This is a genomic window from Streptomyces sp. Inha503 (genome assembly GCF_047215865.1).
Taxonomy (GTDB): domain Bacteria; phylum Actinomycetota; class Actinomycetes; order Streptomycetales; family Streptomycetaceae; genus Streptomyces; species Streptomyces lycopersici.
The window spans coordinates 1,201,579-1,227,959 of record NZ_CP178360.1 but is presented as its reverse complement, the minus strand read 5'-3'; the positions used below and the strand labels follow the sequence as shown (position 1 = coordinate 1,227,959).

The window sequence follows — 26,381 nt, the reverse complement described above, 5'->3', positions numbered from 1 at the left end:
TGACAACCACTTGTCGTCACTTATGCCGAGATGACCATGGGTCCCGCAGGTCACGTACGCCGTCGTGCGGCCCGCTCGGCCGCGAACACATCCTCCAGCCGATAGAGGAACGCCTTGCCCTGACGCCCCGCGGGCCGCAGATGCTTCAGCTGCACCCACTTGCGGATGGTGGCCGGGGCGACGCCCACCTCCGCGGCGGCCACGGCGGCGGTCAGCAACGGATACTCGGGCGCCCGCGTGGTCCTCATCGGCTCACCGCCACGGCGGTGGAGCCTCCGTCCAGGGCGGCGGTGATCTCCTCCAGGGCGAGCGCGCCGCCGGCCGCCAGCTCCGCCCACTCGCCCTCCGGCCAGGAGTGCCGATGCGCCCGGTCCGCATGGCAGCCGCACGCGGTGTGCGGGCAGCGGCAGCCGGGGTTGATGCAGAGCACGGCCCGGCGCAGCGGAAAGGCCCGCAGCGAGACCGAGGCGCACAGCGGGCACCGGCCGCGCAGCCGTACCACCGGCTCGGCGTTCCCGAGCGTGCCCGAGCAGCGCCGCGCCATTCCGCTGACCTCCTCCAGCAGATGGCGCATCAGCGAGGGGTCGGCCTCGACCCGTTCCAGCAGCCCCGCGAGGCGGGCCAGTCTGACCTCGACCGTTCCCCTGCCCGTGGGCGGCAGCCCGAGCCGGTCGTGTACGGCCTCCTCCAGCTCCACGACGCCGTCGGTGATGTCGCGTACGGTGTCGGAGACCCGCAGGCGTAACGGCGCCGACGGCCCGTGACGGTCGGCGCCTCCCCGCGGCCGGCCGAGGCCGGGGCGGTGCGGGGAGGGCGTCAACTCCGCCTGGAGCTCGGGGAATTGCCGTCTCAGAATGGTGATCCAGTGGCTCGCTCTGATGCGGTCGGGATGCGCGAGTGCGTCATTGCTCAACAGAACCCCCCAGGTTGTCTGCTTCTTCGCTCCCTAGGGACCCCGGTCCACGCGGAACGGTTCCCACCGGAAGGGCGCGCGGAAGCGGGGATCAGGAGGGCGCCGAAGCAGATGTCGGGGAGGCGCGGGGGCGGGTGTCAGGGAGGCGCCGGGGCGGGTGTCAGGGGAGGATCGAGTCGACGTAGCCGCCGTCCACGCGCACGGCTCCGCCGGTGGTGGCCGAGGCGAACGGGGAGCTGAGGTAGACCGCCATGTTGGCGATCTCCTCGGGCTCGATCAGCCGCTGGAGCAGCGACTGCGGACGGTACTTGGCCATGAACTCCCGCTGCGCCTCGTCCCAGGGCAGCTCCGGGTCCACCAGCTCGTACACGAAGTCCTCGACCCCGCCGGTGTGGGTCGGCCCGGCGATCAGCGAGTTGACCGTGACACCGGTACCGGCGGCGTCCTTGGCGAAGCCGCGGGTGACGGCGAGCAGCGCGGTCTTCGACATCCCGTAGTGGATCATCTCCGCGGGGATGACGACGGCGGAGTCACTGGCGACGTTCATGATCCGGCCCCAGGAGCGTTCCTTCATCCCGGGCAGGAAGCTCCGGATCATCCGGACGGAGGCCAGGACGTTCACCTCGAAATAGCGCCGCCACTCATCGTCGCTGATCTCCAGCGGCGGAGTGGTCCCGAAGATGCCGAGGTTGTTGACCAGGACATCGGTGTCCGGCACGGCGTCGATGACCTGGCGGGCGCCGTCATCGGTGGTGATGTCGCCCGGGGCGGAGAGGAACGAGCCGCCCTCGGTGTCCTCCTCCAGCTTCTGGATGGCGGCCTCGACGGACTCCTGACGGCGCCCGTTGACGGCGACACGGGCACCCGCCCGCGCCAGGCCTGCGGCGATGGCGAATCCGATGCCCTGGGTGGAGCCGGTGACCAGGGCGGTCCTACCGGAAAGGTCGATCTGCACGGCGCTCCTTCGTCGATGCCTTATTGCTTGCGTGCGCCTTTAGTTGCACACGCGTCATACTAGCGTAGCCCGATGCGCCGACGGCCGTGCCGCTCAGGACCCATGGCGGACCTCGATATGCCCCCGCAGCCTCGGATCCCGCGAGGAGGAGCCCACTTCCACGGTCCGGCGCCCGGTGCCAAGTACCCACCCATGGCGCTCGGAGTCCCATGCGGACAGCGCCCGGGCGGCCACCCGGACCGTCACCTTCCGCGCCTGTCCGGGCCGCAGATGGATCCGCCGGAATCCCGCCAGGCACCGCTCGGCCTGGTCGAGCGGCAGATCGGGGGAGGGCCCCACATACACCTGGGCCACCTCCGCCCCGGCCCGCCGCCCGGTGTTGCGCACGGTGAAGACCGCCTCCAGGCCGCTTCCGCGCCGCCGCAGCCGCAGCCCCGCATAGCCGAAGGTGGTGTACGACAGGCCGTGGCCGAAGGGGAAGAGGGGCCGCACTCCCTCGGCGTCGTACCAGCGATAGCCGACCCGGACGCCCTCGGAGTACTCCTCGCGGCCGTTCACCCCGGGGTAGCGCCGGGGGTCTCCGGCCATCGGATGGCGGTCGTCGGATACGGGGAAGGACTGGGTGAGCCTGCCACCGGGGTTGGCGTCGCCGAAGAGCAGGGCGGTGGTGGCCGCGGCGCCCTCCTGACCGGGGTAGTACATCTGGAGGACGGCGGCGGTGCGCTCCAGCCAGGGCATCGAGGTGCACGAGGAGGTGTTCAGGACGACGGTCGTGCGCGGGTTGGCCTCGGCGACGGCGGCGATCAGCGCGTTCTGGTGGCCGGGCAGGGCGATGGTGGTGCGGTCCCTGCCCTCGGTGGCGTCCTCGTAGCCGAAGAGCACCACACTGTGCGCGGCGCGGGCGGCGCGGACCGCCTCGGCCACATCGGCGGCGCGGGTGGCGGAGGTGGTGCGGCGCAGCCGGAAGGTCAGCCCCTTCCCGCCGCCCTCGGCGGTGACCTTCAGCCGGTGCCTTCCCGCCGTCAGCGCGACGGCCGCCCGGCGCACGGCGAGGCCGTCCGGGGCGGCGCTGACGAAGCCACCGGTGAAGTACTCGCCCAAGCCGGACCGGAACGGGAACAGCTCCTCGCCGTCCAGCAGCACCTTCGGGCGGCCGGCGGGCGGACCGCCGAAGTGCAGGACGAACGTCCACTCATCGGCCTCGGCCACGGTGAGGGTGCCGTCATACGCCCAGCTCCTCCCCGCCGCCACCGTCCGCTTCTCCAGCCCGGTGGCCGGGGAGAGCACGGCGGCGGGGATCTCCTTGCCGAACACGTCCTCACCCAGGGCGTAGTCCACCCGGGCCGCTTTTCCGGCGCGCTCCCGGATCGCCTCCAGCGGGTTCGCGGCGTGGTCGGGGACCACATGGGCGCTGCCGCCGCCGCTGACGAAGGGGATGGAGCCGGTGGGCCCGACCACGGCGATCGACCGGGCGGCGGACCCGGTCAGCGGCAGTGTGCCGCGCTCATTGCGCAGCAGTACGCCGCCCGCCGTGGCGACCTTCAGCGCGGTGCGCGCCCCGGCCCCGGGGTCCCGGCCGGGCCGGGGCGGGGCGCCGCCGTCCAGCAGACCGAAGCGGTCCATGACGGTCAGGACGCGGCCGACCGCGCGGTCCACCTCGGCCTCGGGTACGGTCCCGTCGGCCACCGCCTTCCGCAGCGCGCCGCCGAAGTACTCGCCGTCCGGCATCTCCATGTCGAGCCCGGCGCCGAGGGCCGCCGCGGTGCTGTGGGCGGCGTGCCAGTCGGCCATCACCCAGCCGTCGAAGCCCCAGTCCTCGCGCAGCACCCCGGTCAGCAGCGGCCCGCTCTCACAGGCGAAGACCCCGTTGACCTTGTTGTAGGCGCCCATGACCGCGCCCGCGCCCGCCCGTACGGCCGCCTCGAACCCGGGCAGCTCCATCTCCCGCATCGTCCGCTCGTCGACGATGACATCGATCGACTCCCGCTCGTGCTCCTGGTTGTTCATGGCGAAGTGCTTGACGGTGGCGATCAGGCCCTCGCCCTGGATGCCGCGGACCTCCTCGGCCACCAGCTCGGCTGCGAGCAGGGGGTCCTCGCCGAAGGTCTCGAAGTTGCGCCCGGCGTAGGGGGTGCGGATGAGGTTGACCATGGGGGAGAGCAGCACGTCCTGGCCCAGCGCACGGCCCTCGCGCCCGATGGTGCGCCCGTACTCCCGTGCCAGGGCCGGATCGAAGGCGGAGGCGAGCAGCACCGGCGCGGGCAGCGCGGTGGCATGCCGGGTGACCCGTACGCCGGCCGGCCCGTCCGCGAGCCGGAGTGGCGGAACACCGAGCCGGGGGACACCCGGGGTGTACCCCGCCTGTCCGAGGCTGTGGGGATCCTTCGCGCCATGCAGCAGCGCGAGCTTCTCATCGAGGGTCATCCGGCCGATGAGGGAGTTCACCCGGGAGCCGGGTTCGCGGGCGGGGGCGGGCCCGGTGGCGGCTCCGGGCCCGGTGGCGGCCGCAGGCCATCCGCTCCCACCAGTGGCGGCGACGGCCATCGCCCCTCCCAGGAAGGACAGGGCGGAACGGCGTGACAGGGCGCCCGGCATGGCGTCACTCCATCTCTCGCGGCTCGAGGACGTGTGTGGCGGACATCACATCACGGGGTCGGCCGCTCGCCGGGGTGCGCCGGGTTTCGGGATCGGGGTGTCGCCGGTCGGCGCCGCGCCGAAGGGCGCGAACGCGGTGGACCCCGCCCGGGGGCGGGGTCCACTGTCACGGGGAGAACACGGGTGCGCGCGGGACGCCTCAGGTGCGGTAGGCGTAGTAGAGCGAGTTCGGGTACGAGGCGATGATGCTCGCCACGGACTTCCGGTAGGTGTTCACCGAGTGGTAGGTCATGTACGGCACCCCGCTGGAGCTCCGGTAGGTGACGATCATGGTGTGGTCCTTGGACCCGTCCTTGTCGAAGTCCATCTGCATGACGTCACCGACGCCCATGTAGTAGACGTTCGCCAGGTTGGTGGCCCGCTTGGCGTCCAGGGTGAACCAGGACCACTCGTTGGCGCCCACCCAGGACGTCGACTGGTACGAGGTGTCGTACCACCAGCTGCGGTAGTCCTCGGCGTCGCCGGACTTGTTGGCCCAGCCGCCCGCCTTCAGGGCCTGGCTCACGAAGTTGGTGCAGTCCCCGCCGGCCTCGTTGAACTTCCGGTAGGCGGGGTTGTAGTTCTGCCAGTACTTCTCCGCGTACGAGGCCATCGCCGCGTAGTCGTAGCTTCCGGCGGGCTTCGTCTGCGGCTGGGACGGCTTGGAGATGGCGGCGGGCTTCGCCTCGGGCAGGGCCGTCGTCCGGGCCGTCGCCACCCGCGCCGTGGCGGGCTCGTTGACCGCCAGCGGGCCGTCGTCGGCCGAGGTGAGGCCGGTCAGCTGCCACTTCCCGTCCGCCGTGGCGGCGAAGCTCAACTGGTGGTGTGCCTGGAAGCCGGTGGTCGCGGGCTCGTCGCCGCGTATCTTCTTGTAGGTCAGCGTCGTGGTCTCGGTGGCCTGGACCGTGGCGTGCCCGGCCTCGACCCGTATCCGGTCCACCGCCACCCGGGTGGCGGCGGAGGTGTACGCCTCACCCAGGGCCGCGAGCCGCGCCCTGCGGGTGTGCAGCGTGGACAGCGCGGTGTCCTCGGTCCGGGTCTGCCCGGCCGACAGACGGACGTTCTTCTCGGCGAGCGGGGCCGCGCGCCGAACCGACCGCTCGTCGTTGTCCAGCAGAGCCGCCGTGCGCTGGGTCAGCACCGCGTCGGCCAGCCGTCCGAAGGACCGCGCGGTCGCGGTGTCCACGGTGCCGGCCGCCGCCGGGCTCTCCGCCGCGCTCGCGGCGGAGGCGGGCAGGACCACGGCGGACAGGGCCGCCGTCAGCACGGCCCCCACGGCGGATCTGAAGGTCGTTGACTTCACGTGTATTTCCCCTCCACACCCCCGGACCGGACGGCCGGGGTCACCGAATCATCACATGAACTCCGCGTCCGTGGAGCTCATGTGATGATTTCGGCCGTGCGGAGGCCGGGCCCGATCCGGCCCGGCGCCGTCACCAGGTGACGGGCAGTTCATGCGCTCCGTAGATGACCATGTCGCTGCGCATCCGGACCTCCTCCGGGGGCACGGCGAGCCGCAGCCCCGGGAACCGGCGGAGCAGTCCGCGGTAGCCCGCCACCAGCTCGATCCTGGCCAGATGTTGCCCCAGACACTGATGGATGCCGTAGCCGAAGGCGAGGTGGCTGCTGCGGGGGCGTCCGACGTCGAGCGTGTCCGGGTCGTCCACCAGCGCCGGGTCCCGGTTCGCCGCCGGGACCGAGACGGCCACGGACTGGCCCGCGGTGACGGTGACACCGCCGACGACGACGTCCTCCAGCGCGATACGGACGGGGAAGGCGTTGACGATGCTCAGGTAGCGCAGCAACTCCTCGACGGCCTGGGGCAGAAGCGACTCGTCGGCCCGCAGCCGCTCCAGCTGCTCGGGGTCGCGCAGCAGGGCGAAGGTGCCGAGGCTGAGCATATTGGTGGTGGTCTCGTGACCGGCGATCAGCAGCAGCCCCGCGATGCCACCGATCTCCTCGTCGTCGAGCTCGTCGACGGCGGTCAGCAGGGAGATCAGATCGTCCCTCGGATCCTTGCGCTTGGCCTCGACCAGGGTGCGCAGGAAGGTGTCGAGCTCGGTCTTACCGGCGACGAACTCCGCGTCGGTGCGGTCCTGGCGGAGCAGCCGTGCGGCGACGGACTGGAAGAGCTCCCGCTCCTCGTACGGCACGCCGAGCATCTCGCAGATCACCAGCGAGGGGATGGGCAGGGCGAAGTGCCGCACCAGATCGGCCGGTTTGCCGGCCGCCTCCAACGCGTCCAGCTGGTCGGCCACGATGTCCTCGATACGGGCCTCCAGCTCCCGCATCCGGCGCACCGTGAAGTACCGCGTGAGCTGCCCCCGGTAGTGGCCGTGCCGCGGCGCGTCCATGGCCAGGAACGACCCCGCCCCGCTGCTCCGATCCCTGCGGACCGACTCGGGGACCGGCCGCATCGCGTCGTCGCCCCGCCAGCGCTCGGCGCTGAACCGGGCGTCCCGCAGCACCTCCCGCGCCTCGTGATACCCCGTCACCAGCCAGCCGGTGCTGCCGCCCGCGAACCTCAGCGGGCTGATCGGCGGCCCGGTGAGCAGCGCGCGTGCCGGGTTGATGTAGTCGTCCCGCTCTTTCGGATACGAAGGGAGGTCGTGGAGGTCTCGCAGGTCGTCATGGGTCGTGGGCATCGGAGCGTTCACGATGGCTCTCCTTCGTGATCCTCGAACTGTCCCGGGCGAGCGTCCCGGAGCCGTCAGCCTCGGGCTTCGATAGGGAACGCTACCGATAGGGTTCCCTACTGAACAGGGGGACAGATCGGCTACCGTACGGATCTGGCCAGGTTTCCGAACAGCTGGGGGAGAGGGGCACACCGATGCCGCCGCAGCGGTCAAAGACCGTGGAAGCGCTGATCGTCGGCGCGGAGCGGGCGTTCGCCGAACGCGGCTTCCACGGGGCGTCGATCGGCTACATCTGCCAGTGCGCGGGCAAGACCACCGGGGCCTTCTACTCCAACTACGACAGCAAGCTGAAGCTCTTCCTCGATGTCTTCCGGCGGCACGGCGACCGCACCGCCGACTACATCGGGGAGCGGATCGACGAGATGGACACCGAGCGGGACCTGGCACCCCAGCTCGCCCGGACCTTCGCCGAGATCTTCAACGGTGAGCACCTGGACACCCGCTGGGTCTTCATCCACCTGGAATTCCGGCTGATGGCGCTCCGGGACGGCGACGCCGCCGTCGCGCTGGTGGACCATGAGAGGCGGTTCAGCCGCCGGATCGGCACCATGCTGGACGGCCTGTTCGACCGGGCGGGCCACCAGCCCGCCCTGCGGGGCACCGAACTGGCCGCGCTGCTCGGCGCGATGACACGCGGCATCAAACTGGACCGGGGCATCTACCCGGCGGGCGGTGTCGCCGACCCGCTCTCCACCGACCAGGTGGCGATGGCGCTGGAGGGCCTGTTCCGCTCGGTGGCCTGAATCCGGCCCCGAGCCATTCCCGCGTGGCGCTGCGTCAAGCGGCTGAACCTTGATGTCTCCTGGAGGTCAGCCCACCCTGCGGAAGCTGTCGACGGGGCCGCCGAAGCCGCCCTCGGGGCCCTTCCAGTTGATCGCCAGGGCGTCGTCGCCCTTCATTCCGACCGTGCCCTGGCCCCGCCCTCCGTCGCTGCCGCCCTTGCACGACAGGGTCAGGGAGGGCTCGTCCTCGCCGCCCTTCTGGCCGGGCTTGAGCGTGCCGGTGCAGTCGAGCTTCGGGCCCTTCGCCGTGACCTTGCCGTCCGCGACGGTGAGGGTCTCCAGGTCGTCGGCGGACTTCGCCGCCACGATGGACTTCCAGGACCCCGTCGAACGCTCCATGATCGTGCCCCGCGCCGACGGGCCGGAGCTCGGCGACTGCTGGGCGGCCCGAGTGGCCTTGGTGGCTCCGCCGCTCGGCTTCGATTCCTTCTTCCCGTCGTCGCCGCCTCCGCAGCCGCTGACGACAAGGCCGACAATGACCGAAGCGACCGCCATGTGCACTGCCTTGCGCACGTGAATTCCTTTCCCCGTACAAGTGAGCACGTCAACCTAACAGGCCCCGCCACGCCCCCATGCACCGCCCTGGCCTGCGCGGACATCCCCCGATCGGTCAGACCCGCCCCTCGAAACCGGGGCCTGATACGTACGGCACTGTCCGAGGTCCCGTGTACCGGTCAATAAGGTACGTCGGAGCGTGGATCGCCGATCGGTCCGCGCGGGACGACGCGGCGCGGGGGGTGAGGAGGAGTACGGCTGTGGAGGCACGGGCCCACACCGGGCGGCTGGACGAGCTGCTGCACGAGGTGCGGCGACAGATGAGCCGGGGGGTCGGGGCGGATCCGCGGCCGGTGCTCGACTGGCTGGGCCGTCAGATCGGCGCCGATGTCGCGCTGGTCGGCGGCGCGGGCGCGGTCGAGACCTCCACCGCGCGCTTCCCACGGCAGATCCTGCCCTCGCTCGAACCGACGCTGGCACGGCTGTCCGGCGGGCAGATGGCCGCGGCGGTCACCGAGAGCGGCGCCCTTCAGGTGCGACTGGAGGCGCTCGGCCCGCACGCGCCACGCCCCGTGCTGGTGGTGGCGGGCACCGCGGCGCCCACCCGCGAAGCGGCGTCGCTGGTCTCGCACGCCGGGAGTCTCATCGCGCTCCTGGACCGGGCGCAGGACGCGGACACCACCTTCCGCGGCTATCAGCACAAGGCGCGGCAGCTGAGGTTCGCCGTCTTCAGCGCACTGCTGGCGGGAGATCTCACCCTGGCCCGCCGGATGACCACCGGCGCCGTCCCCGCGCTGCTGGACGCCGCACGGCTGCGCGTCTATCTGCTGCACTGCCCGCCGGAGGACCGGGACCGGCTGGCGCAGACCTACCAGGACGGCTCGGGCTATCACGGCACCGGCCTGATGGTGCACTGCCCGGCCTTCAAGGAGCACCTCATTTGTCTCGTCGCCGACGGAGCCGCGGACGGGGCCGCCGACGGATCCGACGACGAGCCCGCCGACGAGTCCGGTGGCCGGTTCGACGGCGATCCCGACACCGACCCCCATGACTTCGCCGACGACCCCGGGACGGCACCCGGCCAGGGCGCGGTGCTGCGCCGTCTGGTGCGGGACAACCCGCTCTACGCGCTGGGCATCAGCAGCCCGTATCCGCTCGGCGCCACGGCCGAGGCGTACGGGCAGGCCCTGCACGCCCTGGCCGCGGCGCGCCATACGCCCGAGCGAATGGCCGCGTACCTCGGCCGGACACCGCTGGTGCCCCTGCTGCCCCGTACGGAGGCGGGCAGCTGGGCCCGCGCACTGCTGCGGCCACTGGGGTCCACCCCGAGAGCCACCCTGGACATCACCCGGCTTGCCGTCACCTTTCCCCGGTCCGCGGTGGCCCGGCTGCTGGACATCAGCCGCAACACCGTGTCCCACCACCTCGGCCGGGTGGAGGCCACCCTCGGCCTGGACCTGGGCGAGGTACGCACCCGGGCCGCCCTCGACCTGGCCTTCTGTCTGACCGGAGGGCAGCCGGACGGCGGCCTCGGCTCCGAGGGCGGGTTCGGCCCGGAGGGCGGCTCCGGCTCCGCGGGCGGCCTCGGAGCCCAGGGCGGGCGGCCGGTGCCCACCCTGGAGGAGCTGTTCCGCACCGAGCCCGCCCGCGCCTGGGCGCGGGAGTTCCTCCGCCCGCTCCAGGACACCCGTGGCCGCGATCTGCGCACGACCCTGCGCGCCTGGATCGACGCGAACACCGACGCCCAGCGGACCGCCCGCCATCTCGGTCTCAGCCGGAACACCGTCAGGGCGCATCTGCGGGCCGCCGAACACCTGCTCAGCCGGGATCTGCTCACCACCCGCTCCGGAATCCACGACCTGGTGCACGCTCTGCACATCACCGGGCTCCACCCGGTGGACTGACTGCGCACCGTGCACATGTCGCGGGCGGGCGATGCGCACCGTGCACCGTTGCCCGCCCGCGTGATCGGCTTTAGCGTCGCTCGTGCCGCACCGCGCGGGAAACGAAGCCCGGCCTCCCAGCGTGGCGGGCGGTCTGTATCACCACGAGGGGAGTGATGCAGCCCGGCGCCGTACGGTGCTCACAGCTCCGAGGGCTTCTTTCCCGCGGTGGGTGCGGTGCGCGCTCGGGGACGTGCCGGTACACGTCCCCGAGTGACGGCGAGCACCGCGCCCGACAGCAGCACCAGGGCGCCAAGGGCCTGGAGACCGCCGAAGGACTCGCCCAGGAAGGCCATGGCGCACACGGTGTTGACCACCGGGACCATGAACATCATCAAGGACGCGGACGCGGGACCAACCGTCCCCACTCCCCGGTAGTACAGGAGATTGGCCACGGCGGCCGGGCCGATGGCGAGGAACACCACGTTCAGCCAGAGGCCGGCCGGCAGCCCGTCCCAGCGCACCTCGCCGAGGTCGGGCGCGGCGAGCACTCCAAGCAGCACCGCCCCCGCACACGTCGCGTACGTCGTGGCGCGCAACGGGTCGATCCCGGCCAGCACCCGGGGCCCGATGAGTGTGTACGCGGCCCAGCACACCGCGCTGAGCAGATACAGCAGATCGCCCGAGAGCCGCGTGGTGCCGCCGTGTGCGCTGCCGCCCGCGCCGAAGAAGAACACCACCGCCCCGGCGAGCCCGAGGGCGAGCCCCGCCAGCCGCCCCCCGGAGGCCCGCTCACGGCCGGTGACCAGGAGGAAGGCGCTGGTCAGCACCGGGCTGAGGACGGGGATGACGATGCCCGCGTCGAGCGAGGGCGCCAGCGACAGCCCCCAGAAGAAGAAGCCGTTGTAGGCGAAGACCCCCAGGACGCCCGCGAGCGCCGCGCGCCGCCCGCCGCCACGCGCGGAAGCCGGGGTGGTCGCAGCCGAGCTGGTCACAACCGGGGTGGCCGCACCCGGGGTGGCCGCCGGTTTGCCGAAGACCGCCACCGCCGCCAGCAGGGCGACCGCCCCGCCACCGAAGCGCAGCAGCGCCGCCACGGTGTGCGGCAGCTGGGCCACCACCGACTTGGAGCTGGAGAAGGCGCTGCCCCACAGCAGCATGGTGACCGTGAGCAGGAGGTACGGGCTCTTCCATCCCTTGTCTTCAGGCATGCCCCGACCCTGCCCGTGGTCTCGCCTCCGGTCTTGAACGCTGGTGCGCCGCCCCGCCGCCACCGGTTCCGTATCGCCACCCTGTCCGTTCCGTGAGGAATACCCCTTCCCGAGATGTGGAACCGGGTAGATGTCACCCGTGGTACTTCGGAAGGTGGTAGGTGGTCCCGTTGAACACCGCTGACCAGGAGACACCCCGCGAGCGCAAGGAGTTCCGCCGCTCCGCACCGCACTTCGCCGACCGGATCACCGCCGACGGCCGGGACGGCTGGCCGGTGGAGGCCGGGCGCTATCGGCTGGTGGTCAGCCGGGCCTGCCCCTGGGCGAGCCGCGCGCTGGTCTCACGGCGGCTGCTCGGCCTGGAGCCGGTCCTCTCGCTGGCCGTCACCGACCCCATCCAGGACGAGCGCAGCTGGCGCTTCACCCTGGACCCGGGGGACCGGGACCCGGTGCTGGGCATCGGGTTCCTCAGCGAGGCGTACGACGCCCGCGAGACGGGCTATCCGGGCGGGGTGAGCGTGCCCGCGGTGGTGGACGTCCCCAGTGGCCGACTGGTCACCAACGACTACCACCGGATCACCCTGGACCTCGCCACCGAGTGGACCGCCCTCCATCGCGAGGGCGCGCCTGATCTGTACCCCGAGGAGCACCGCGACGAGATCGACGACGTGGCGGAGGGCATCTACCGCGATGTGAACAACGGTGTGTACCGCGCGGGCTTCGCCGAGCACCAGCACGCCTATGACGACGCGTACCGGCGGCTCTTCGCCCGCCTCGACGAGCTGTCCGAGCGGCTGGCCACGCGGCGCTACCTGGTCGGCGACACCATCACCGAGGCCGACATCCGGCTGTTCACCACGCTGGTCCGATTCGACGCCGTGTACCACGGCCACTTCAAGTGCAACCGCAACAAGCTCAGCGAGGACCCGGTGCTGTGGGGGTATGTCCGTGATCTCTTCCAGACGCCGGGTTTCGGGGACACCGTCGACTTCGACCACATCAAGCGCCACTACTACCAGGTGCACACCGACATCAACCCCCGCCGCATCGTTCCGCTCGGCCCCGACCGCTCCGGGTGGCTGACGCCGCATCACCGGGAGGAGCTGGGCGGGCGACCGTTCGGCGACGGCACCGCACCCGGGCCGGTGCCGGACGGCGAGGCGGTGCCGGAGGAGGGCCGGGTGGCTTGAAGTCGCACATGTCGCATTCCCGTGCCGCCCAGCGCCGCATGTCGCTTCGTTCGCCCGGTCTTCAAGTGATCGGCACACCTGTTACACACATCCCATGTGTACGCCACGACCCGGGCGGCACCTTGGCCCCGGCCGTGGCGGGCAGGCCCGACATGACGCGCGTCACCTCGCACAAGGGGCGCGCCGCCCGGTGAGTTCGGTGACCTTTCTGTGAGGGAACGGCGCCGGTGGGGTGCGCACTTGTGCCTGTGGTGTGATCGGAAAGTGGCGGAATGCCCGGTTCCGGACTTGGCTGATTCGCAGCGTGGCGAGCCCCGTGATTACATCCCATTCCGCGCTCGGCATCCACGGATCCCCGGTTCCTTCCGGAGCCTCGTGACCATGCCGCGGGAGCCGATTCCCCTCGGCACCCATGCGCTGTTGCAAGCTCAATGAGACAGTCACCCAAGGGAGACGCAACAATGAACAACGCGCCCAAGGTCGCCACCCAGGAGATCTCCGACGCCGAACTGGACAACGTGGCCGGCGGGATCGGCAACCCGGTGGGCGACGTCCTCGGCACCGTGGACACCGTCACCGGCCCGGTGACCGGCGCTCTCGGCACCGTTACCGGCACGGTTGACGGTGTCACCGGCCTGAACACCACCGGCATCGTCGGTGGGGTCGTCGGCAGCCTCTGAGGCTGACACACCGCCTTCCCTGTGCCCCGGGCCTGCCTGGTCCGGGGCACTCGGCGGTCCACGGCGCCCTTTTTGATCACTCCCTTCGCGGTTTTCGATCACTCCTTCGCGGTTGAGGAAAGACTCTCGTGCAGTTCCGCCAGCAGGCCCTCTCCAAGGCACAGTCGGCAGAGGACATCGACCTGCCGGTGCGCTACGCCCGTCCCCAGGGATGGCTGGCGCTGGCGGTCACGGTGGTGGTCATGGCCGGGGCCGCCGTATGGGCCGTCACGGGCACCGTGTCCAACACCCTCGACGCCACCGGGATCCTCACCCACGGCCAGGGCAGCTATGTGCTACAGAGCCCGATCGCCGGCCAGGTGACCTCCGTCCTCGCACAGGAGGGCAGCACCCTCCCGGCGGGCGCGCCGCTGCTGAAGGTCCGCACCACCCGTGGCACCACCGTCGTGCGCACCATCGCCGCCGGCCGGCTCACCACCCTCTCCGCCTCGATCGGCTCCGTGCTGAACACCGGTGCGAACGTGGCCTCCGTGGAACGGGTCCGCCACTCCGACGACCCCCTGGTCGCGACCCTGTACGTCCCCGCGGACCGGGCGGCCTCGGTACGGGTGGGCGCGTCGGTCGACCTCAGCGTGCAGTCCGCGCCCACACAGACCTACGGTGTGCTCCGCGGCGAGGTGCGGGCCGTCGGCCGGACCGCCCAGTCCAGCCAGCAGATCGGCTCCTACCTCGGCAGTGAGCAACTGGGCGAGGAGTTCTCCAAGCACGGCCCGCCGGTCGCCGTCCAGGTACGCCTCGACCGCGAGCGCGGCACCCGCTCCGGGTACAGCTGGTCGTCCCCGAAAGGCCCGCCGTTCGCCCTCGGCTCCATGACCCTCACCGACGGCACCGTCCACCTGGACGCCCAGCACCCCATCGATTGGCTGCTCCCGTGACCGCGACGAACGAGGCCGGACCGCCCCGGCCCGCACCCGCAGGAAGCAGCGGGGCGCGCCGCCCCCAGCCGGCCCGCGGACGGCGGCGCGCCCCGCGCGGCGGCGCCGGGCCGAGGAAGCCCCGGCGCCGTACCGTACGCACTCCCACCGTGCTCCAGATGGAGGCCCTGGAGTGCGGTGCGGCGTCGCTCGCCATGGTGCTCGGACACTACGGGCGCCATGTGCCGCTGGAGGAGCTGCGGATCGCCTGCGGTGTCTCCCGGGACGGCTCGCGCGCCAGCAATCTGCTCAAGGCCGCCCGCAGCTACGGTCTGCGCGCCAAGGGCATGCAGATGGAGCCCGATGCCCTCGTGGAGGTCCAGGCCCCGGCCATCCTGTTCTGGGAGTTCAACCACTACGTCGTCTACGACGGCATGGGGCGGCGGTTCGGCAAGCGCGGCGTCCACATCAACGACCCCGACAAGGGGCGCCGCTTCGTTCCCATCGAGGAGTTCGACACCAGCTTCACCGGTGTGGTCCTGGTCTTCGAGCCCGAGGAGTCCTTCCGCCGGGGCGGGCGCCGCCCCGGGGTGCTGGGCGCCCTGCCCCCGCGGATGCGCGGCACCACCGGCACCCTGCTCGCATCGCTGCTGGCCAGCCTCTTGCTGGTGGCGGTGGGGGCCGCGGTCCCGGCGCTCAGCCGCACCTTCATCGACACCTTCCTGATCGCGGGCCAGGACTCGACGCTCCAGCCGCTGTTCGCGTCCATGGCCGTGGCGGTGGTCCTCACCGCCGTACTGACCGGCGTCCAGCAGGCGAACCTCCTGCGCGGGCGCATCATCTCCTCCACCCTCAGCAGCGCGCGGTTCCTGCGCCATCTGCTGCGGCTGCCCGTCACCTTCTTCGCCCAGCGCAGCCCGGCCGACCTGGTCCAGCGGCTGCGCTCCAACGACACCGTGGCCGAGACGCTCGCCCGCGATCTGGCCGCCGCGGCCGTCGACGGGGTCGTCGTGGTGCTCTACGCCATGCTGCTGTGGACCTACGATCCTCAACTCACCGGCGTAGGCGTCGGGTTGGCGCTGCTCAACGTGGTGGCGATACGGGTGGTGGTGCGGCTGCGGGCCACCAGGACCCAGAAGCTGCGGGCCGACACCGCGCGGCTGACCACCACCTCGTACACCGGTCTCCAGCTCATCGAGACGGTGAAGGCCACCGGCGGTGAGGCGGGCTACTTCCGCCGCTGGGCCGGTCAGCACGCCATCACCCTGGAGGAGCAGCAGCGCCTCGGCGTGCCCAGCTCCGTACTGGCCGTGGTCGCCCCCACCCTCGCCACGCTCAACAGCGCCCTCATCCTCTGGATCGGCGGGCTGCGGGCCGTGGACGGCCATATCTCCATCGGTCTGCTGGTGGCCTTCCAGGCGCTGGTGACCCGCTTCACCGCGCCCATCACCCGGCTCAACGGGGTGGCCGGGCGCATCCAGGACTTCTCCGCCGACGTGGCCCGGCTCAAGGACGTGGAGAACTTCCCGGTGGACTCCCTCTACACCCGCGACGAGCCGCGCGAGGACACCCGCCGGCTGACCGGGCAGGTGACCCTGGAGAACATCACCTTCGGCTACAACCCGCTGGACGAGCCGCTGCTGCGCGACTTCTCGCTGTTCGTCGGGCCCGGCCGTCAGGTGGCGCTGGTCGGCGCCTCCGGCAGTGGCAAGTCCACCGTCTCCCGGCTCGTCTCCGGCCTCTACACCCCCTGGGAGGGGGTTATCCGCATCGACGGACAGCGCCTGGAGGACATCCCCCGCGGCGCCCTGGCCGCCTCCGTCTCCTTCGTCGACCAGGAGATCTTCCTCTTCGAGGGGACCGTGCGGGACAACGTGGCGCTGTGGGACCCGTCGATCCCGGACGAGGCGGTGGTGGAGGCCCTGCGGGACGCCGCGCTCTACGACGACGTGATCGCACGGCGCCCGGAGGGGATCCACTGCCGGGTGGAGCAGGACGGCCGCAACTTCTCCGGTGGCCAGCGGCAGCGGCTGGAGATCGCCCGCGCCCTGGTGCGCCGCCCCAGCGTGCTGGTGCTCGACGAGGTCACCAGCGCCCTGGACGCGCGGACCGAGCAGCTCGTCATGGACAACCTGCGCCGCCGCGGCTGTGCCTGTGTGGTGATCGCCCACCGGCTCAGCACCGTGCGGGACAGCGACGAGATCCTCGTCCTGAACCGCGGCACGGTCGTCGAACGTGGCCGGCACGAGGACCTCGCCGCCGCTTCGGGCCCGTACGCCGAGCTGATGAAGGAGCACTGACATGGCGTCCGTTCACCCGGCCGCGGCGGTGGCCGCGGACGGCGGCGACGCGGTGGTCCAGGCGCTGGGCGCCCTCGGCACGCCCGTCGACTGCGCCGGGCTGCGCAGCCTCCCGCTGGAGGGGCCGCAGGTGCTCTGGCTCGTCGTCGGCGGCGCCCTGGACCTGTTCGCGGTGGACGCCGCCGAGGAGGGGCAGTGGCACTTCCTCGGCCGCCTGGAGACGGGCGCGGCGCTCCCCGGCCCGGTCGAGGGGCCGCGCCACACTCTGCTGGGCCGGCCCTCGCAGGACTGCCTGGTGCGCCGCATCCCGCTGCGCGAGCTGTACCGCCCGGAGGCCCACGACGCGTACGGCACCGGCCAGTCCGGCGATCCGTACGCCACGTACGGCGGCGGATTCCAGGACACCCCGCCCACCCCGCTGGAGCACGCCGTGGCGCTCGGGGTGAGCCGCAGCCTCGGCGTCCTCTTCCAGGCCCCGCTGGACGGCGGGGCCGCGTCCGAGGCGGAGGCGGCCGACGAGGACCTGCTCTGGCTCCCGGTGCCGCCCGGCAGCGTGCGCTACGGCGCCGAGTACAGCGCCCAGGCCGCCGGTGACCTGCTGATCGACGGTGCGCTGTGGCAGCGGATGGTCAACCAGCAGTACCGCCTCGGCACCGCCGTGGACCGCTGGATCGAGACCATGGAACGGGCCCACGCCGACCGTACGGCGGCCGGTATCCGGGCCGGTGAGGCCGTGCGCACCCGCGCCGACCAGGCGCTGATCGCCTCCATCGGCGGGCCCCGGCGGGACCGGCGGCTGTCGGAGGAGAGCACCGACGACGCCGTGCACGCGGTGTGCCGCGCCGTGGCGGAGGCCGCCGGGATCACCCTGCCCGACCCGCGGCGGGGCCGCGCCACCGACGACCGTACGGACCCGGTGGAGCGCATCGCCGCCCACGCCCGGATCCGCACCCGCGCCGTCCGGCTTGACGGCCACTGGTGGCGGGAGGACGCCGGACCGCTGGTGGGCTACCGCGCCAAGTCCGGGGCCCCGGTGGCGCTGCTGTGGCGGCGCGGCCGGTACGAGGCGGTCAACCCCGCCTCCGGCCTGCGCATCCGGGTGGGCGGTGGCAACGCGGAGGAGTTCGAGCCGCGGGCCGTGATGTTCTACCGTCCGCTGCCCGACCGGCCGATGACGGTGTGGCGGCTGATGCGCTTCAGCGTGCGCGGTGCCGCGGGGGACTTCCGCAACCTCCTGATCGGCGGGCTGGTGACGGTGGCGCTCGGCGCGCTGGTGCCGCTCGCCACCGGCCAGGTGCTGGGCGGCTTCGTGCCCCGCGCCGAGAAGAGCCCCATCGTCCAGATCTCCCTGGCCCTGATCGTCGCCGGCGTCGTGGCGGCCGCCTTCATGCTGCTCCAGAACCTGACCCTGCTGCGCCTCGAGGGGCGGCTGGAGTCCACCCTCCAGCCCGCGGTGTGGGACCGGCTGCTGCGGCTGCCCACCACCTTCTTCGCCCAGCGCTCCACCGGAGAGCTGGCCAGCGCGGCACTCGGCATCAGCACCATGCGCCGGGTGATGTCCGGGATCGCCCCGACGGTCCTCCAGGCCGGGACCGTGGGCGTGATGAACCTCGCCCTGCTGCTGTACTACAGCGCCTCCCTGGCGCTCGCGGTGATCGCCGTACTGCTGGTGGTCTCCGGGGTCTTCCTCGGGATGGGGCTGTGGCAGGTGCGCTGGCAGCGACGGCTGGTGGAGAGCGAGAACAAGCTCAACAACCAGGCGTTCCAGACCCTGCGCGGGCTGCCCAAGCTGCGGGTGGCCGCGGCCGAGAACTTCGCCTACGCGGCCTGGGCCCGTGGCTTCGCCCACTCCCGCGATCTGCACCAGCGCACCGGGCGCATCAAGAACCTCACCCAGGTGCTGGACTCCGTCTACCTCCCGCTGGTCTCCCTCGCGGTGTTCATGCTGCTGGCCGGTCCGGCCCGGGGGAGCATGTCGGCGGGCGCCTTCCTGACCTTCAACACCTCCGTGACCATGCTGCTCACCTCCCTCACACAGCTCACCAACTCCCTGGTCTCGGTGGTCGCGGTCCTGCCCATGTTCGAGCAGGTCAAGCCGATTCTGGACGAGCCGCCCGAGGTGCGCGGCGGCAGCGCCCAGCCGGGGCGGCTCTCCGGTGACCTCCGGGCCCGCAACCTCACCTTCCGCTACGGCGACGACGGGCCGCTGGTGCTCGACGATGTCTCGCTGGAGATCCGGCCGGGCGAGTTCGTGGCCGTCGTCGGCCCGAGCGGCTGCGGCAAGTCGACCCTACTGCGGTTGCTCATCGGCTTCGAACGGCCGGTGTCCGGCAGTGTGCTCTACGACGGCCAGGATCTCGCCGCCCTCGACCAGGCCGCCGTGCGCCGCCAGTGCGGGGTGGTCCTCCAGAACGCCCAGCCCCTGGGCGGTACGATCCTCGACTGCATCCGCGGCGCCGAGCCGTACACCCCCGAGGAGGCCATGGAGGCCGCCGAACTGGCGGGTCTGGCCGAGGACATCCGGCAGATGCCCATGGGGCTCCAGACCATGATCTCCGGCAGCGGCGCCATCTCCGGCGGCCAGCGGCAACGGCTGATGATCGCCCAGGCCCTCATCCGCCGTCCGCGCGTCCTCTTCTTCGACGAGGCCACCAGCGCGCTGGACAACGAGACCCAGCGCGTCGTCATCGACAGCACCCGCAGGCTCAACGCCAGCCGACTGGTGATCGCACACCGGCTGTCGACCGTCATGGACGCCGACCGCGTACTGGTCATGGAGGACGGCCGGATCGTGGAGCAGGGCGCCCCGGCCGAGCTGATGGCCATCGCGGGCGGCAAGCTGCATGAGCTGGTGCGGCGTCAGACGCTCTAAGCGCTCCGCTGGAAGCGTCTCGATGCGTCGTCGGCCGACTGCGGCGCCGTCGTGGCTGGGCGGCGGAGCGTCCGCGGCGCTACGGGGCGGCCGGGGTGGCGGTCTCCTCGGCCTCCTCGGCCTTCCGCGGCTGGGCCGCCGGGACCGGCCTGCCCCGCAGCGGGACCTCCTGCACGCACAGGGCGGCGATGAAGGCCACGGTGCACACGACGGCCGCGGTCAGGAAGATCCGCTGGGTGCCGGTGGCCACCGCGTGGAGATAGCCGTCCCTGACGGACTCCGGCAGCCGCGCCAGCGCCGCCGGATCGGGCCGGGCCTCGCCCGTCTCCGCCCCGGCGGGCGCGTGGCCCCGCACGGCGCCGGTGAAGAGCGAGCCGAAGACCGCCACGCCCAGGGAGCCACCGATGGTGCGGAAGAGGGTGACCGACGCGGAGGCGGCCCCCATGTCGCGCATCTCCACGCTGTTCTGCGCGATCGTGGTGACCATCTGCATCTGGCAGCCCATGCCCGTGCCCACCAGGGCCATGAACCACCCGGTGGCCGCGCGGGAGGTCGTGGTGTCCATGGTGGCCAGCAGGAACAGCCCGACGGCCATGCAGACGGTGCCCGCGATGGGGAAGATCTTGTACCGGCCGGTGGCGGACATGACCTTGCCGCCGACCTGGGACATGATCACCACGGGGATCATCAGGGGGAGCAGCAGCAGACCGGAGCGGGAGGCGGAGACACCCTGGACGGTCTGCTGGTACAGCGGCAGATACAGCGAGCAGCCGAACATCACCACCCCGCCCACCAGGATCAGCGAGGACGCCAGGGAGAAGTTGCGGTGCCCGGTGAAGATGCGCAGCGGCATGAGCGGTTCGGCCGCGCGCCGCTGCCGGGCCACGAAGGCGGCCACGCCCACCGCGGCCAGAGTGAACAGGCTGAGGATCTGCCATGAGGTCCACGCGTAGGTGGAGCCCGCCCAGGTGGCGGCGAGGGTGAGGGCGCATACGGTCGTCGTCATCAGGGCGATGCCCGGCCAGTCGATACGGGCCTTGGCGGGGGTGGCGGGCAGCCGCAGCATCAGCTGACACCAGACCAGGGTGAGGACGCCGAGCGGCAGATTGATGAAGAAGGCCCAGCGCCAGCCGAGGTGGCCGGTGACGAAGCCGCCGAGCAGCGGGCCGCCGATGGTGCCGATGGCCATGATGGAGGCGGTCATGCCCTGGTAGCGGCCGCGCTCCCGGGGCGGCGCCAGCGAGGCGATCAGGGCGAAGGCACCGGCGCCGATACCGCCCGCGCCCAGGCCCTGTAGCGCCCGGAAGACGATCAGCTGGGTCATCGTATGGGCCGCGCCGGACAGTGCCGAGCCGAGCACGAAGACGACGACGGCGATCAGGTACATGTGCTTGCGGCCGTACAGATCGCCGAACTTGCCCCAGACGGGGGTGGAGGCGGCGGTGGCCAGGGTGTAGGCGGTCACCACCCAGGAGATGTGCTCGAGGCCGCCGAGATCTCCGACGATCGTCGGCATCGCGGTGCCGACGATCGTGGAGTCGAGCATCGACAGCAGCATCGCGAGCAGCACACCGAGCAGGGCCAGACGGACGCCTTTCGGGGTGGTCTCCGGCGGGGCGGGACTGCCGGACGGCGGTGCGTCGGATACGGACATGGCGGATCGCTTTCTTCTCAACGCGCTCGGCGCGGGGTTTTCCGGAAGACGGGAGCCGAGAGGGCGGGCCCCGCCCCGAACAGAAGAGCACACCGACTAAAAAAGTGCAACGACTTAACTTTTCCATTCGGTCCACCTGCGGGTAGGGTGGTCCTCGTGAGCGAGACGATGGGGCGCCGTGAGCGCAAGAAGGCCGCCACCCGCCAGGCGCTGGCGGACGCGGCCCTGAGGCTGTTCCTCGACCGTGGCTTCGACCAGGTCAGCGTGCGGGACGTCGCGGAGGCCGCCGACGTCTCCACCACCACGGTCTTCAAGCACTTCCCCAGCAAGGAGGCCCTGCTCTTCGACCAGGACTCCGACCGGGAAGCCGCCCTCATAGCCGTCGTGCGCGACCGGCCCGAGGGGATGTCCATCCCCCGGGCCCTGCGCGAGCACACCCTGCGGACGCTCTCGGCCGGCGCGGGCGATTCCGAGATGGCGCGGTTCGTGGAGCTGACGGAGAGCACCCCGGCGCTGCGGGAGTACGGCCGCCGCATGTGGATGCGCCACGAGGTCGCGCTCGCCGCCGCCATCGCCGAGGCCACCGGCGCCCCCGAGGACGACCCCGGGTGTGCGGCGCTCGCCCACTTCGCGCTGGAGACCGTCAGCTTCGCCCGGGGCCGGGCCGACGCCCGGCAGGCCATCGAGGCCGCCTTCGCCCTCCTCGAACACGGCTGGCCCGCGGCCGGTCAGTGATGTCCGCCGCGACGTCCGGGCCCGTTTGCGGACTTGGCGCAAGTTTCGGGCGGATGCCGGATGCGGGGGCACGAGGGCGTTAGCGTCTGTCGCTATGCGGTGGGCCGGTGTGATCGACAGCGTGACCAGGACCGTCGGCGGGTCGAAGGGCCGGTGGTCGGCGGCGCCGGTACGGCATCGGCGGTGGCTGGTGGTGGCCGCCGTCGCGGCGCTCCTCGTCCAGATGGCCGTCGCGATGGTGACCACGGCGGTGGAGCAGACGCCGACCATCGACGAGCCCGTGTATGTCGGCGCGGCGGTGGACTCCCTGCACCATCACCAGGTGCGCTACAACCCCGAGCACCCGCCGCTGGGCAAGCTCATCATCGCGACGGGGGTGGCGTTCGCCCGGCCGCACCTAGACCCCGGCTTCGCCGGTGACCAGACGGCGCTCGGGCGGCATGTGCTGTACGAGGCGGGCAACGACCCCTGGCGGCTGATGCTGTGCGCACGGCTGCCGATGATCGCGCTGACGCTGCTGTTCGGGCTGGTGGTGTTCGCGTTCGCCCGCGAACTGACCGGCCCCGTGGGCGGGGCGGTGGCCCTCGCCCTCTACGCCTTCTCGCCGGACGTCATCGCGCACGGCTCGCTCGCCACCCTCGACGTACCGGCGGCCGGATTCCTGCTGACATCGGTCTGGCTGCTGTGGCGGGCGCGGCGGCGGCCACGATGGCACCTTCCACTCGCGGGGGTGGCGCTCGGCGCCGCCCTGGCCACGAAGATGAGCATGCTGGCCGCGGTCCCGGTGCTGCTGCTCCTGGCCGTGCTCTCCGTCTGGTACGCCCGCCGTACGCGCCACCGCGCACCGCGCGACCATGCGCGGTCGCTCGGCGTCGGAGTGGCGGCGGCGGTGGCCATGGCGCTGATCGCGGTGGCCGTGGTGTGGGCCACCTACCTGCTGGTCGACCCCCGGCTGCGGTGGACGCCCACCGGGCCCGTGCCCGCCGTCCACGGACTGCGCGGGCTCGCCGTCCACTGGCTGCCGTTCCCGGAGGCGTACCGCGACGGGATGCGCATCCAGTTCGGCTTCGAGCGGGACACCTGGCGCGGCTTTCTGCTCGGCCGCCGCTACGTCGGGTCGCTCTGGTACTACCTGCCCGTCGCGCTGCTGGTGAAGACCCCCTTGGGCATGCTCGCGCTCTGGTCGGCCGGGGCCGTCACGATGGCGGTGGTGCCCCGGCTGCGGCCCGCCGCGCCGTATGTGCTCGTCCCCGCGGCCGTACTGCTGCTCGCCGCCCTGGACGGGGCCCGCAACCTCGGGGTGCGGTACGCCATCTTCCTGCCGATGTTCCTGGCGGTGGCGGCGGCCGGGCTGATGGCCGTACGGCGGCGATGGGCGTACGGGGCCACACTGGCGCTGGTCCTGTTCGTCGCGGTCAGCTCGCTGCGGACGTATCCGTACTACCTGCCCTACTCCAACGAGGCGTTCGGCGGCCCGTCCCGAACCCATCTGCGGCTGCACGACTCGAACGTGGACTGGGGGCAGGATCTGGGGCGGCTGGCCGACCGCCTCCGGGAGCGCTACCGGGGCGAGCGGATCTGGCTCGTCTACAAGGGCAGCGGTGTGCCGTCCGCCTACGGCATCCACGCCTCCGACCCACGCCGGGCCGCTCCGGACCGGGTGCGCGGGGTGCTGGTGGTCTCGGACTCCTCGATCGCCCAGGCCACCGGACGGCTGGCGGCGCTGATCGACGGCAGTCGGCCGATCGACGAGGTCGGCCACTCGATCACCATCTACCGCCGCTGAACGCCCACCGCCATGTCATGACATCTCTCACACCGAGCGCCTGAGTAAAGGGGGCGTAGCGGTGCATATCGACTAGGCGGCATAGTGGTGTTTGTCTGTCCTGTCGGACATGGCGGATTCCGCATGACCCCGGCCCCCGGAACTCCGGGCCGGTCGCACACTCTCCTGGTTGCCGGGATTTCTGATGGCCCGTCAGGTCAACGTGGCCAGCCCCGGAACCCGTTCAGCATGACTCGCCACTGAGCGCAAGTTCCGCCCTCGCTACGAACCCGTGTCGTACGAACACGTGTGTTGCCCGTGTGGCGGACGGCTCCAAGAATGACGGGCCTCAACCGAGTGTGAGGTCCCGAATGAGCAAGCACCGCAGCAGTACGACGCACCGCCGCAAGATAGCCATCGCCACGCTCGCCGTGGCCGCCGTGGGCGTGCCCTCGGCCGCGATGGCGTCGCAGTCCGCCGCACCCGCCGGCTCTCCCTCCGCCACCTCCGCGGCCGCCACCGACCAGCAGGAAGTGGTGGATCTCGTCAACAGCGAGCGCAGCAAGGCCGGTTGTGAGCCGCTGACCGTGAACGAGAAGCTGACGAAGGCCGCCCAGGACCACAGCGAGGACATGGCGGCGCACGGCAACATGTCGCACACCGGCTCCGACGGCTCCTCCCCGGGCGACCGGATCGAGCGCGCGGGCTACTCCTGGAGCGCTTACGGCGAGAACGTGGCCTACGGCTATGACTCGCCCAAGAGCGTCATGGAGGGCTGGATGAACAGCTCCGGCCACAAGGCCAACATCCTGAACTGCGACTTCAAGGAGATCGGCGTCGGCCTGGCGCAGCCCGGCAACTACTGGACGCAGGACTTCGGCACCGCCCGGTAGCTCATCCCTCGGATGTCCGGGGCAACCTGCCCAGGCCCAGCGGGGCGGGCGGCGGGAGGGGGCGGGCCGGTGCGGCCCGCCCCGCCTCGAAGGACCGCAGCAGGTGGGCGACCAGCCGCCGGGACGCGGCCGGTGCCGTCGCCGGGTCGCCGATGACACCCCTGTTGGCCAGGAAGACGAGGCTCAGGTCGGACACGTCGAAGTCCTCGCGCAGCCGTCCCGCGGCCTTGGCACGCCGGACCACCTCGGCGAAGCCCTCTTCGACGCGCAGCCGCTCCCGCTCGAAGCCGACCGTGTCGGGCAGCGACGACAGCAAGGCGTCGTTGAACTCCCGGTCCCGCGTCTGCGAAGCACACACCGTCTCGATGGTCCGGCGGAAGGCCCGCCAGGCGTCGTCGTCGGCCAGGGCGTCGTCGACGACCGTCGCACAGGCGGCGAACTCGTCCGAGAACACCTCCGTGACCAGCGCCTCCCGGGTGGGGAAGCGCCGGTAGAGCGTGGCCACCCCGACCCCGGCACGACGGGCGATGGTGGCCATCGGCACATCGAGCCCACGCGAGACGAACAGCGCCCGGGCCGCCTCGAGGACACGTCTGCGGTTGGACGCCGCGTCGGACCGCAACCCCGGACTTCCGGTGTCCCGAACACCGGTCGCGGACGCTATATGAGAGACGTGAGCAGGCATGTTTCTCACCTTACGCCGAGCGGGCGGTTTCCCCATTTGCGCGCATTAGCGTGGCGGCAACCCCGATGTGCGAAAGGGACGATGAGGGCGATGAGCGAGATGCGCGCGGCGCGGTACGACCGGTACGGACCCCCGGAGGTGCTGTACGAGGGCACACTGCCGAAGCCGGTGGCCGGGCCGGGCGAGGTGCTGGTGCGAGTGCATGCCACGAGTGTGAACGGCGGCGAGCTCGCGGGCCGGGCGGGCAAGCTGAAGCTGGTGACCGGGAGGAGGTTCCCGAAGGGCACCGGCGTCGACATCGCCGGGGAGATCGCCGAGGTGGGCTCCTCCGTGCGCCATCTCGCGGTGGGCGACCGGGTGTGGGGTGCGATGCCGCATCTGACGTTCGGGGCGGCCGCCGAGTACGTGGCCGTCCGCCCCCGTCAGCTCTCCTACGCCCCCGAGGGCCTTGACCTCGTCCGGGCCGCGGCCCTGCCCGGGGTCGGCACCACGGCCATCACGGCGCTGCGCGACAAGATCGGCCTGATGAGCGGCGAGCGGTTGCTGGTGCGGGGCGCGGCCGGCGGTGTCGGCAGCGTCGCCGTCCAGCTCGGACACGCGCTCGGCGCCCATGTCACCGCGCTCGCCGGGGCGAAGACACTCGACCTCGTCCGGGAGCTCGGCGCCGATGAGGCGCATGACTACCGGACCACCGGGCCGGCCGCCCTCGGGCCGTTCGACGCCGTGCTGGACACGGTGGGCACCGAGCTCGGCGCCTATCGCCGGCTGCTGGCGCCCGGCGGGCGGATGGTGGCCATCGCCTTCGACACCGACCGCCCGCTGTCCTCCCTGGGCTCCATGCTGCTCTCCACCGTGCACGGCGCCCGGCGGATGCGGTTCTTCACGGGAAACCCCCTGCATCAGCTCTTCGCGGACCTCGCCGCGTATGTGGAGAACGGGGCCATCCGGCCGGTCGTCGACACCGTCCATCCGCTCTCCGGTATCGGAGAGGCCCATCGCGCCATGGAAGCCGGTGGTGTCCGCGGCAAACACGTCATCCAGGTGAAATGAGGCCATAAAACAGAGAAACGCCCCGGCTGCCTTGACGGCCGGGGCGTTTCTCGGCGTATATTGGGGATTTCCTT

Annotated in this window: 21 protein-coding genes; 11 read left to right on the top strand and 10 right to left on the bottom strand. The window is 71.8% G+C overall.

Annotation, left to right across the window (positions count from 1 at the left end):
* Nucleotides 1-50: 50 nt before the first annotated feature.
* The 6 genes from ACJX2R_RS05395 to ACJX2R_RS05370 form a co-directional block, all read right to left on the bottom strand.
* Nucleotides 51-248, bottom strand: a complete 198-nt coding sequence (locus ACJX2R_RS05395) for a helix-turn-helix domain-containing protein (RefSeq protein WP_262703037.1) — start codon at nt 246-248, stop codon at nt 51-53.
* A complete protein-coding gene (locus tag ACJX2R_RS05390; protein WP_413099029.1) occupies nt 245-913 on the bottom strand; it encodes a hypothetical protein in 669 nt (222 codons plus the stop codon). Before ACJX2R_RS05390 ends, ACJX2R_RS05395 begins: the two co-directional genes overlap by 4 nt.
* 160 nt (nt 914-1,073) lie before the next feature.
* Nucleotides 1,074-1,868 (bottom strand): SDR family NAD(P)-dependent oxidoreductase, encoded by a 795-nt coding sequence (locus tag ACJX2R_RS05385; protein WP_413099028.1) that lies wholly within the window; start codon nt 1,866-1,868, stop codon nt 1,074-1,076.
* A 93-nt stretch (nt 1,869-1,961) separates the two neighbouring features.
* A complete protein-coding gene (locus tag ACJX2R_RS05380) occupies nt 1,962-4,463 on the bottom strand; it encodes a beta-glucosidase (RefSeq protein WP_413099027.1) in 2,502 nt (833 codons plus the stop codon).
* Nucleotides 4,464-4,662: 199 nt separating this feature from the next.
* On the bottom strand, nt 4,663-5,805 hold the full coding sequence (locus ACJX2R_RS05375; RefSeq protein WP_413099026.1) for an amidase domain-containing protein: 1,143 nt from the start codon (nt 5,803-5,805) through the stop codon (nt 4,663-4,665).
* 130 nt (nt 5,806-5,935) lie between these two features.
* Nucleotides 5,936-7,159: a cytochrome P450 gene (locus ACJX2R_RS05370; protein ID WP_413099025.1), complete on the bottom strand. Its 1,224-nt coding sequence runs from the start codon at nt 7,157-7,159 to the stop codon at nt 5,936-5,938.
* Between the two features lie 173 nt (nt 7,160-7,332).
* On the opposite strand from ACJX2R_RS05370, the gene ACJX2R_RS05365 reads away from it, so the two are divergent.
* Nucleotides 7,333-7,941 carry a TetR/AcrR family transcriptional regulator gene (locus ACJX2R_RS05365; protein ID WP_413099024.1) on the top strand — a complete coding sequence of 203 codons (609 nt, stop codon included), beginning with the start codon at nt 7,333-7,335 and terminating at the stop codon, nt 7,939-7,941.
* Between the two features lie 66 nt (nt 7,942-8,007).
* Here the strand turns inward: ACJX2R_RS05365 and ACJX2R_RS05360 are convergent, their stop codons facing one another.
* Nucleotides 8,008-8,493 (bottom strand): hypothetical protein, encoded by a 486-nt coding sequence (locus tag ACJX2R_RS05360; RefSeq protein ID WP_413099023.1) that lies wholly within the window; start codon nt 8,491-8,493, stop codon nt 8,008-8,010.
* A gap of 242 nt (nt 8,494-8,735) precedes the next feature.
* Between ACJX2R_RS05360 and ACJX2R_RS05355 the strand changes: the two genes are divergently transcribed.
* Complete coding sequence (locus ACJX2R_RS05355) at nt 8,736-10,379, top strand: helix-turn-helix domain-containing protein (protein ID WP_413099022.1); 1,644 nt, start codon at nt 8,736-8,738, stop codon at nt 10,377-10,379.
* A gap of 179 nt (nt 10,380-10,558) precedes the next feature.
* On the opposite strand, the gene ACJX2R_RS05350 is transcribed toward ACJX2R_RS05355, so the two are convergent.
* Complete coding sequence (locus ACJX2R_RS05350; protein WP_413099021.1) at nt 10,559-11,569, bottom strand: DMT family transporter; 1,011 nt, start codon at nt 11,567-11,569, stop codon at nt 10,559-10,561.
* A 170-nt stretch (nt 11,570-11,739) separates the two neighbouring features.
* Between ACJX2R_RS05350 and ACJX2R_RS05345 the strand changes: the two genes are divergently transcribed.
* The 5 genes from ACJX2R_RS05345 to ACJX2R_RS05325 all read left to right on the top strand — a co-directional run bounded on the left by ACJX2R_RS05345 (nt 11,740) and on the right by ACJX2R_RS05325 (nt 19,525).
* A complete protein-coding gene (locus tag ACJX2R_RS05345) occupies nt 11,740-12,759 on the top strand; it encodes a glutathione S-transferase family protein (RefSeq protein WP_413099020.1) in 1,020 nt (339 codons plus the stop codon).
* A gap of 461 nt (nt 12,760-13,220) precedes the next feature.
* Nucleotides 13,221-13,439: a type A2 lantipeptide gene (locus ACJX2R_RS05340; protein ID WP_198275467.1), complete on the top strand. Its 219-nt coding sequence runs from the start codon at nt 13,221-13,223 to the stop codon at nt 13,437-13,439.
* Nucleotides 13,440-13,567: 128 nt separating this feature from the next.
* Nucleotides 13,568-14,374, top strand: a complete 807-nt coding sequence (locus ACJX2R_RS05335) for an HlyD family efflux transporter periplasmic adaptor subunit (RefSeq protein ID WP_413099019.1) — start codon at nt 13,568-13,570, stop codon at nt 14,372-14,374.
* A complete protein-coding gene (locus tag ACJX2R_RS05330; protein ID WP_413099018.1) occupies nt 14,371-16,653 on the top strand; it encodes an NHLP family bacteriocin export ABC transporter peptidase/permease/ATPase subunit in 2,283 nt (760 codons plus the stop codon). Before ACJX2R_RS05335 ends, ACJX2R_RS05330 begins: the two co-directional genes overlap by 4 nt.
* Before the next feature lies 1 nt (nt 16,654).
* Nucleotides 16,655-19,525 (top strand): NHLP bacteriocin export ABC transporter permease/ATPase subunit, encoded by a 2,871-nt coding sequence (locus tag ACJX2R_RS05325; protein ID WP_413099017.1) that lies wholly within the window; start codon nt 16,655-16,657, stop codon nt 19,523-19,525.
* A 79-nt stretch (nt 19,526-19,604) separates the two neighbouring features.
* On the opposite strand, the gene ACJX2R_RS05320 is transcribed toward ACJX2R_RS05325, so the two are convergent.
* Nucleotides 19,605-21,179 (bottom strand): MDR family MFS transporter, encoded by a 1,575-nt coding sequence (locus tag ACJX2R_RS05320; protein WP_413099016.1) that lies wholly within the window; start codon nt 21,177-21,179, stop codon nt 19,605-19,607.
* 168 nt (nt 21,180-21,347) lie between these two features.
* On the opposite strand from ACJX2R_RS05320, the gene ACJX2R_RS05315 reads away from it, so the two are divergent.
* The 3 genes from ACJX2R_RS05315 (at nt 21,348) to ACJX2R_RS05305 (ending at nt 24,572) form a co-directional block, all read left to right on the top strand.
* Complete coding sequence (locus ACJX2R_RS05315; RefSeq protein WP_413105773.1) at nt 21,348-21,914, top strand: TetR/AcrR family transcriptional regulator; 567 nt, start codon at nt 21,348-21,350, stop codon at nt 21,912-21,914.
* 94 nt (nt 21,915-22,008) lie between these two features.
* Complete coding sequence (locus ACJX2R_RS05310) at nt 22,009-23,700, top strand: phospholipid carrier-dependent glycosyltransferase (RefSeq protein ID WP_413099015.1); 1,692 nt, start codon at nt 22,009-22,011, stop codon at nt 23,698-23,700.
* A gap of 350 nt (nt 23,701-24,050) precedes the next feature.
* Nucleotides 24,051-24,572: a CAP domain-containing protein gene (locus ACJX2R_RS05305; RefSeq protein WP_413099014.1), complete on the top strand. Its 522-nt coding sequence runs from the start codon at nt 24,051-24,053 to the stop codon at nt 24,570-24,572.
* A 1-nt stretch (nt 24,573) separates the two neighbouring features.
* Here the strand turns inward: ACJX2R_RS05305 and ACJX2R_RS05300 are convergent, their stop codons facing one another.
* Entirely contained in the window at nt 24,574-25,257 is a 684-nt protein-coding gene (locus tag ACJX2R_RS05300) for a TetR/AcrR family transcriptional regulator (protein ID WP_413099013.1), read from the bottom strand.
* Nucleotides 25,258-25,347: 90 nt separating this feature from the next.
* Between ACJX2R_RS05300 and ACJX2R_RS05295 the strand changes: the two genes are divergently transcribed.
* Nucleotides 25,348-26,307 (top strand): NAD(P)-dependent alcohol dehydrogenase, encoded by a 960-nt coding sequence (locus ACJX2R_RS05295; RefSeq protein WP_413099012.1) that lies wholly within the window; start codon nt 25,348-25,350, stop codon nt 26,305-26,307.
* Nucleotides 26,308-26,381: the final 74 nt, after the last annotated feature.

Coding starts and splice junctions, on each gene's coding strand:
- ACJX2R_RS05310 (WP_413099015.1), top strand. CDS start 22,009: ATGCGGTGGGCCGGTGTGATCGACAGCGTGACCAGGACCGTCGGCGGG.
- ACJX2R_RS05325 (WP_413099017.1), top strand. CDS start 16,655: ATGGCGTCCGTTCACCCGGCCGCGGCGGTGGCCGCGGACGGCGGCGAC.
- ACJX2R_RS05295 (WP_413099012.1), top strand. CDS start 25,348: ATGAGCGAGATGCGCGCGGCGCGGTACGACCGGTACGGACCCCCGGAG.
- ACJX2R_RS05340 (WP_198275467.1), top strand. CDS start 13,221: ATGAACAACGCGCCCAAGGTCGCCACCCAGGAGATCTCCGACGCCGAA.
- ACJX2R_RS05320 (WP_413099016.1), bottom strand. CDS start 21,179: ATGTCCGTATCCGACGCACCGCCGTCCGGCAGTCCCGCCCCGCCGGAG.
- ACJX2R_RS05395 (WP_262703037.1), bottom strand. CDS start 248: ATGAGGACCACGCGGGCGCCCGAGTATCCGTTGCTGACCGCCGCCGTG.
- ACJX2R_RS05365 (WP_413099024.1), top strand. CDS start 7,333: ATGCCGCCGCAGCGGTCAAAGACCGTGGAAGCGCTGATCGTCGGCGCG.
- ACJX2R_RS05350 (WP_413099021.1), bottom strand. CDS start 11,569: ATGCCTGAAGACAAGGGATGGAAGAGCCCGTACCTCCTGCTCACGGTC.
- ACJX2R_RS05300 (WP_413099013.1), bottom strand. CDS start 25,257: ATGCCTGCTCACGTCTCTCATATAGCGTCCGCGACCGGTGTTCGGGAC.
- ACJX2R_RS05315 (WP_413105773.1), top strand. CDS start 21,348: ATGGGGCGCCGTGAGCGCAAGAAGGCCGCCACCCGCCAGGCGCTGGCG.
- ACJX2R_RS05305 (WP_413099014.1), top strand. CDS start 24,051: ATGAGCAAGCACCGCAGCAGTACGACGCACCGCCGCAAGATAGCCATC.
- ACJX2R_RS05380 (WP_413099027.1), bottom strand. CDS start 4,463: ATGCCGGGCGCCCTGTCACGCCGTTCCGCCCTGTCCTTCCTGGGAGGG.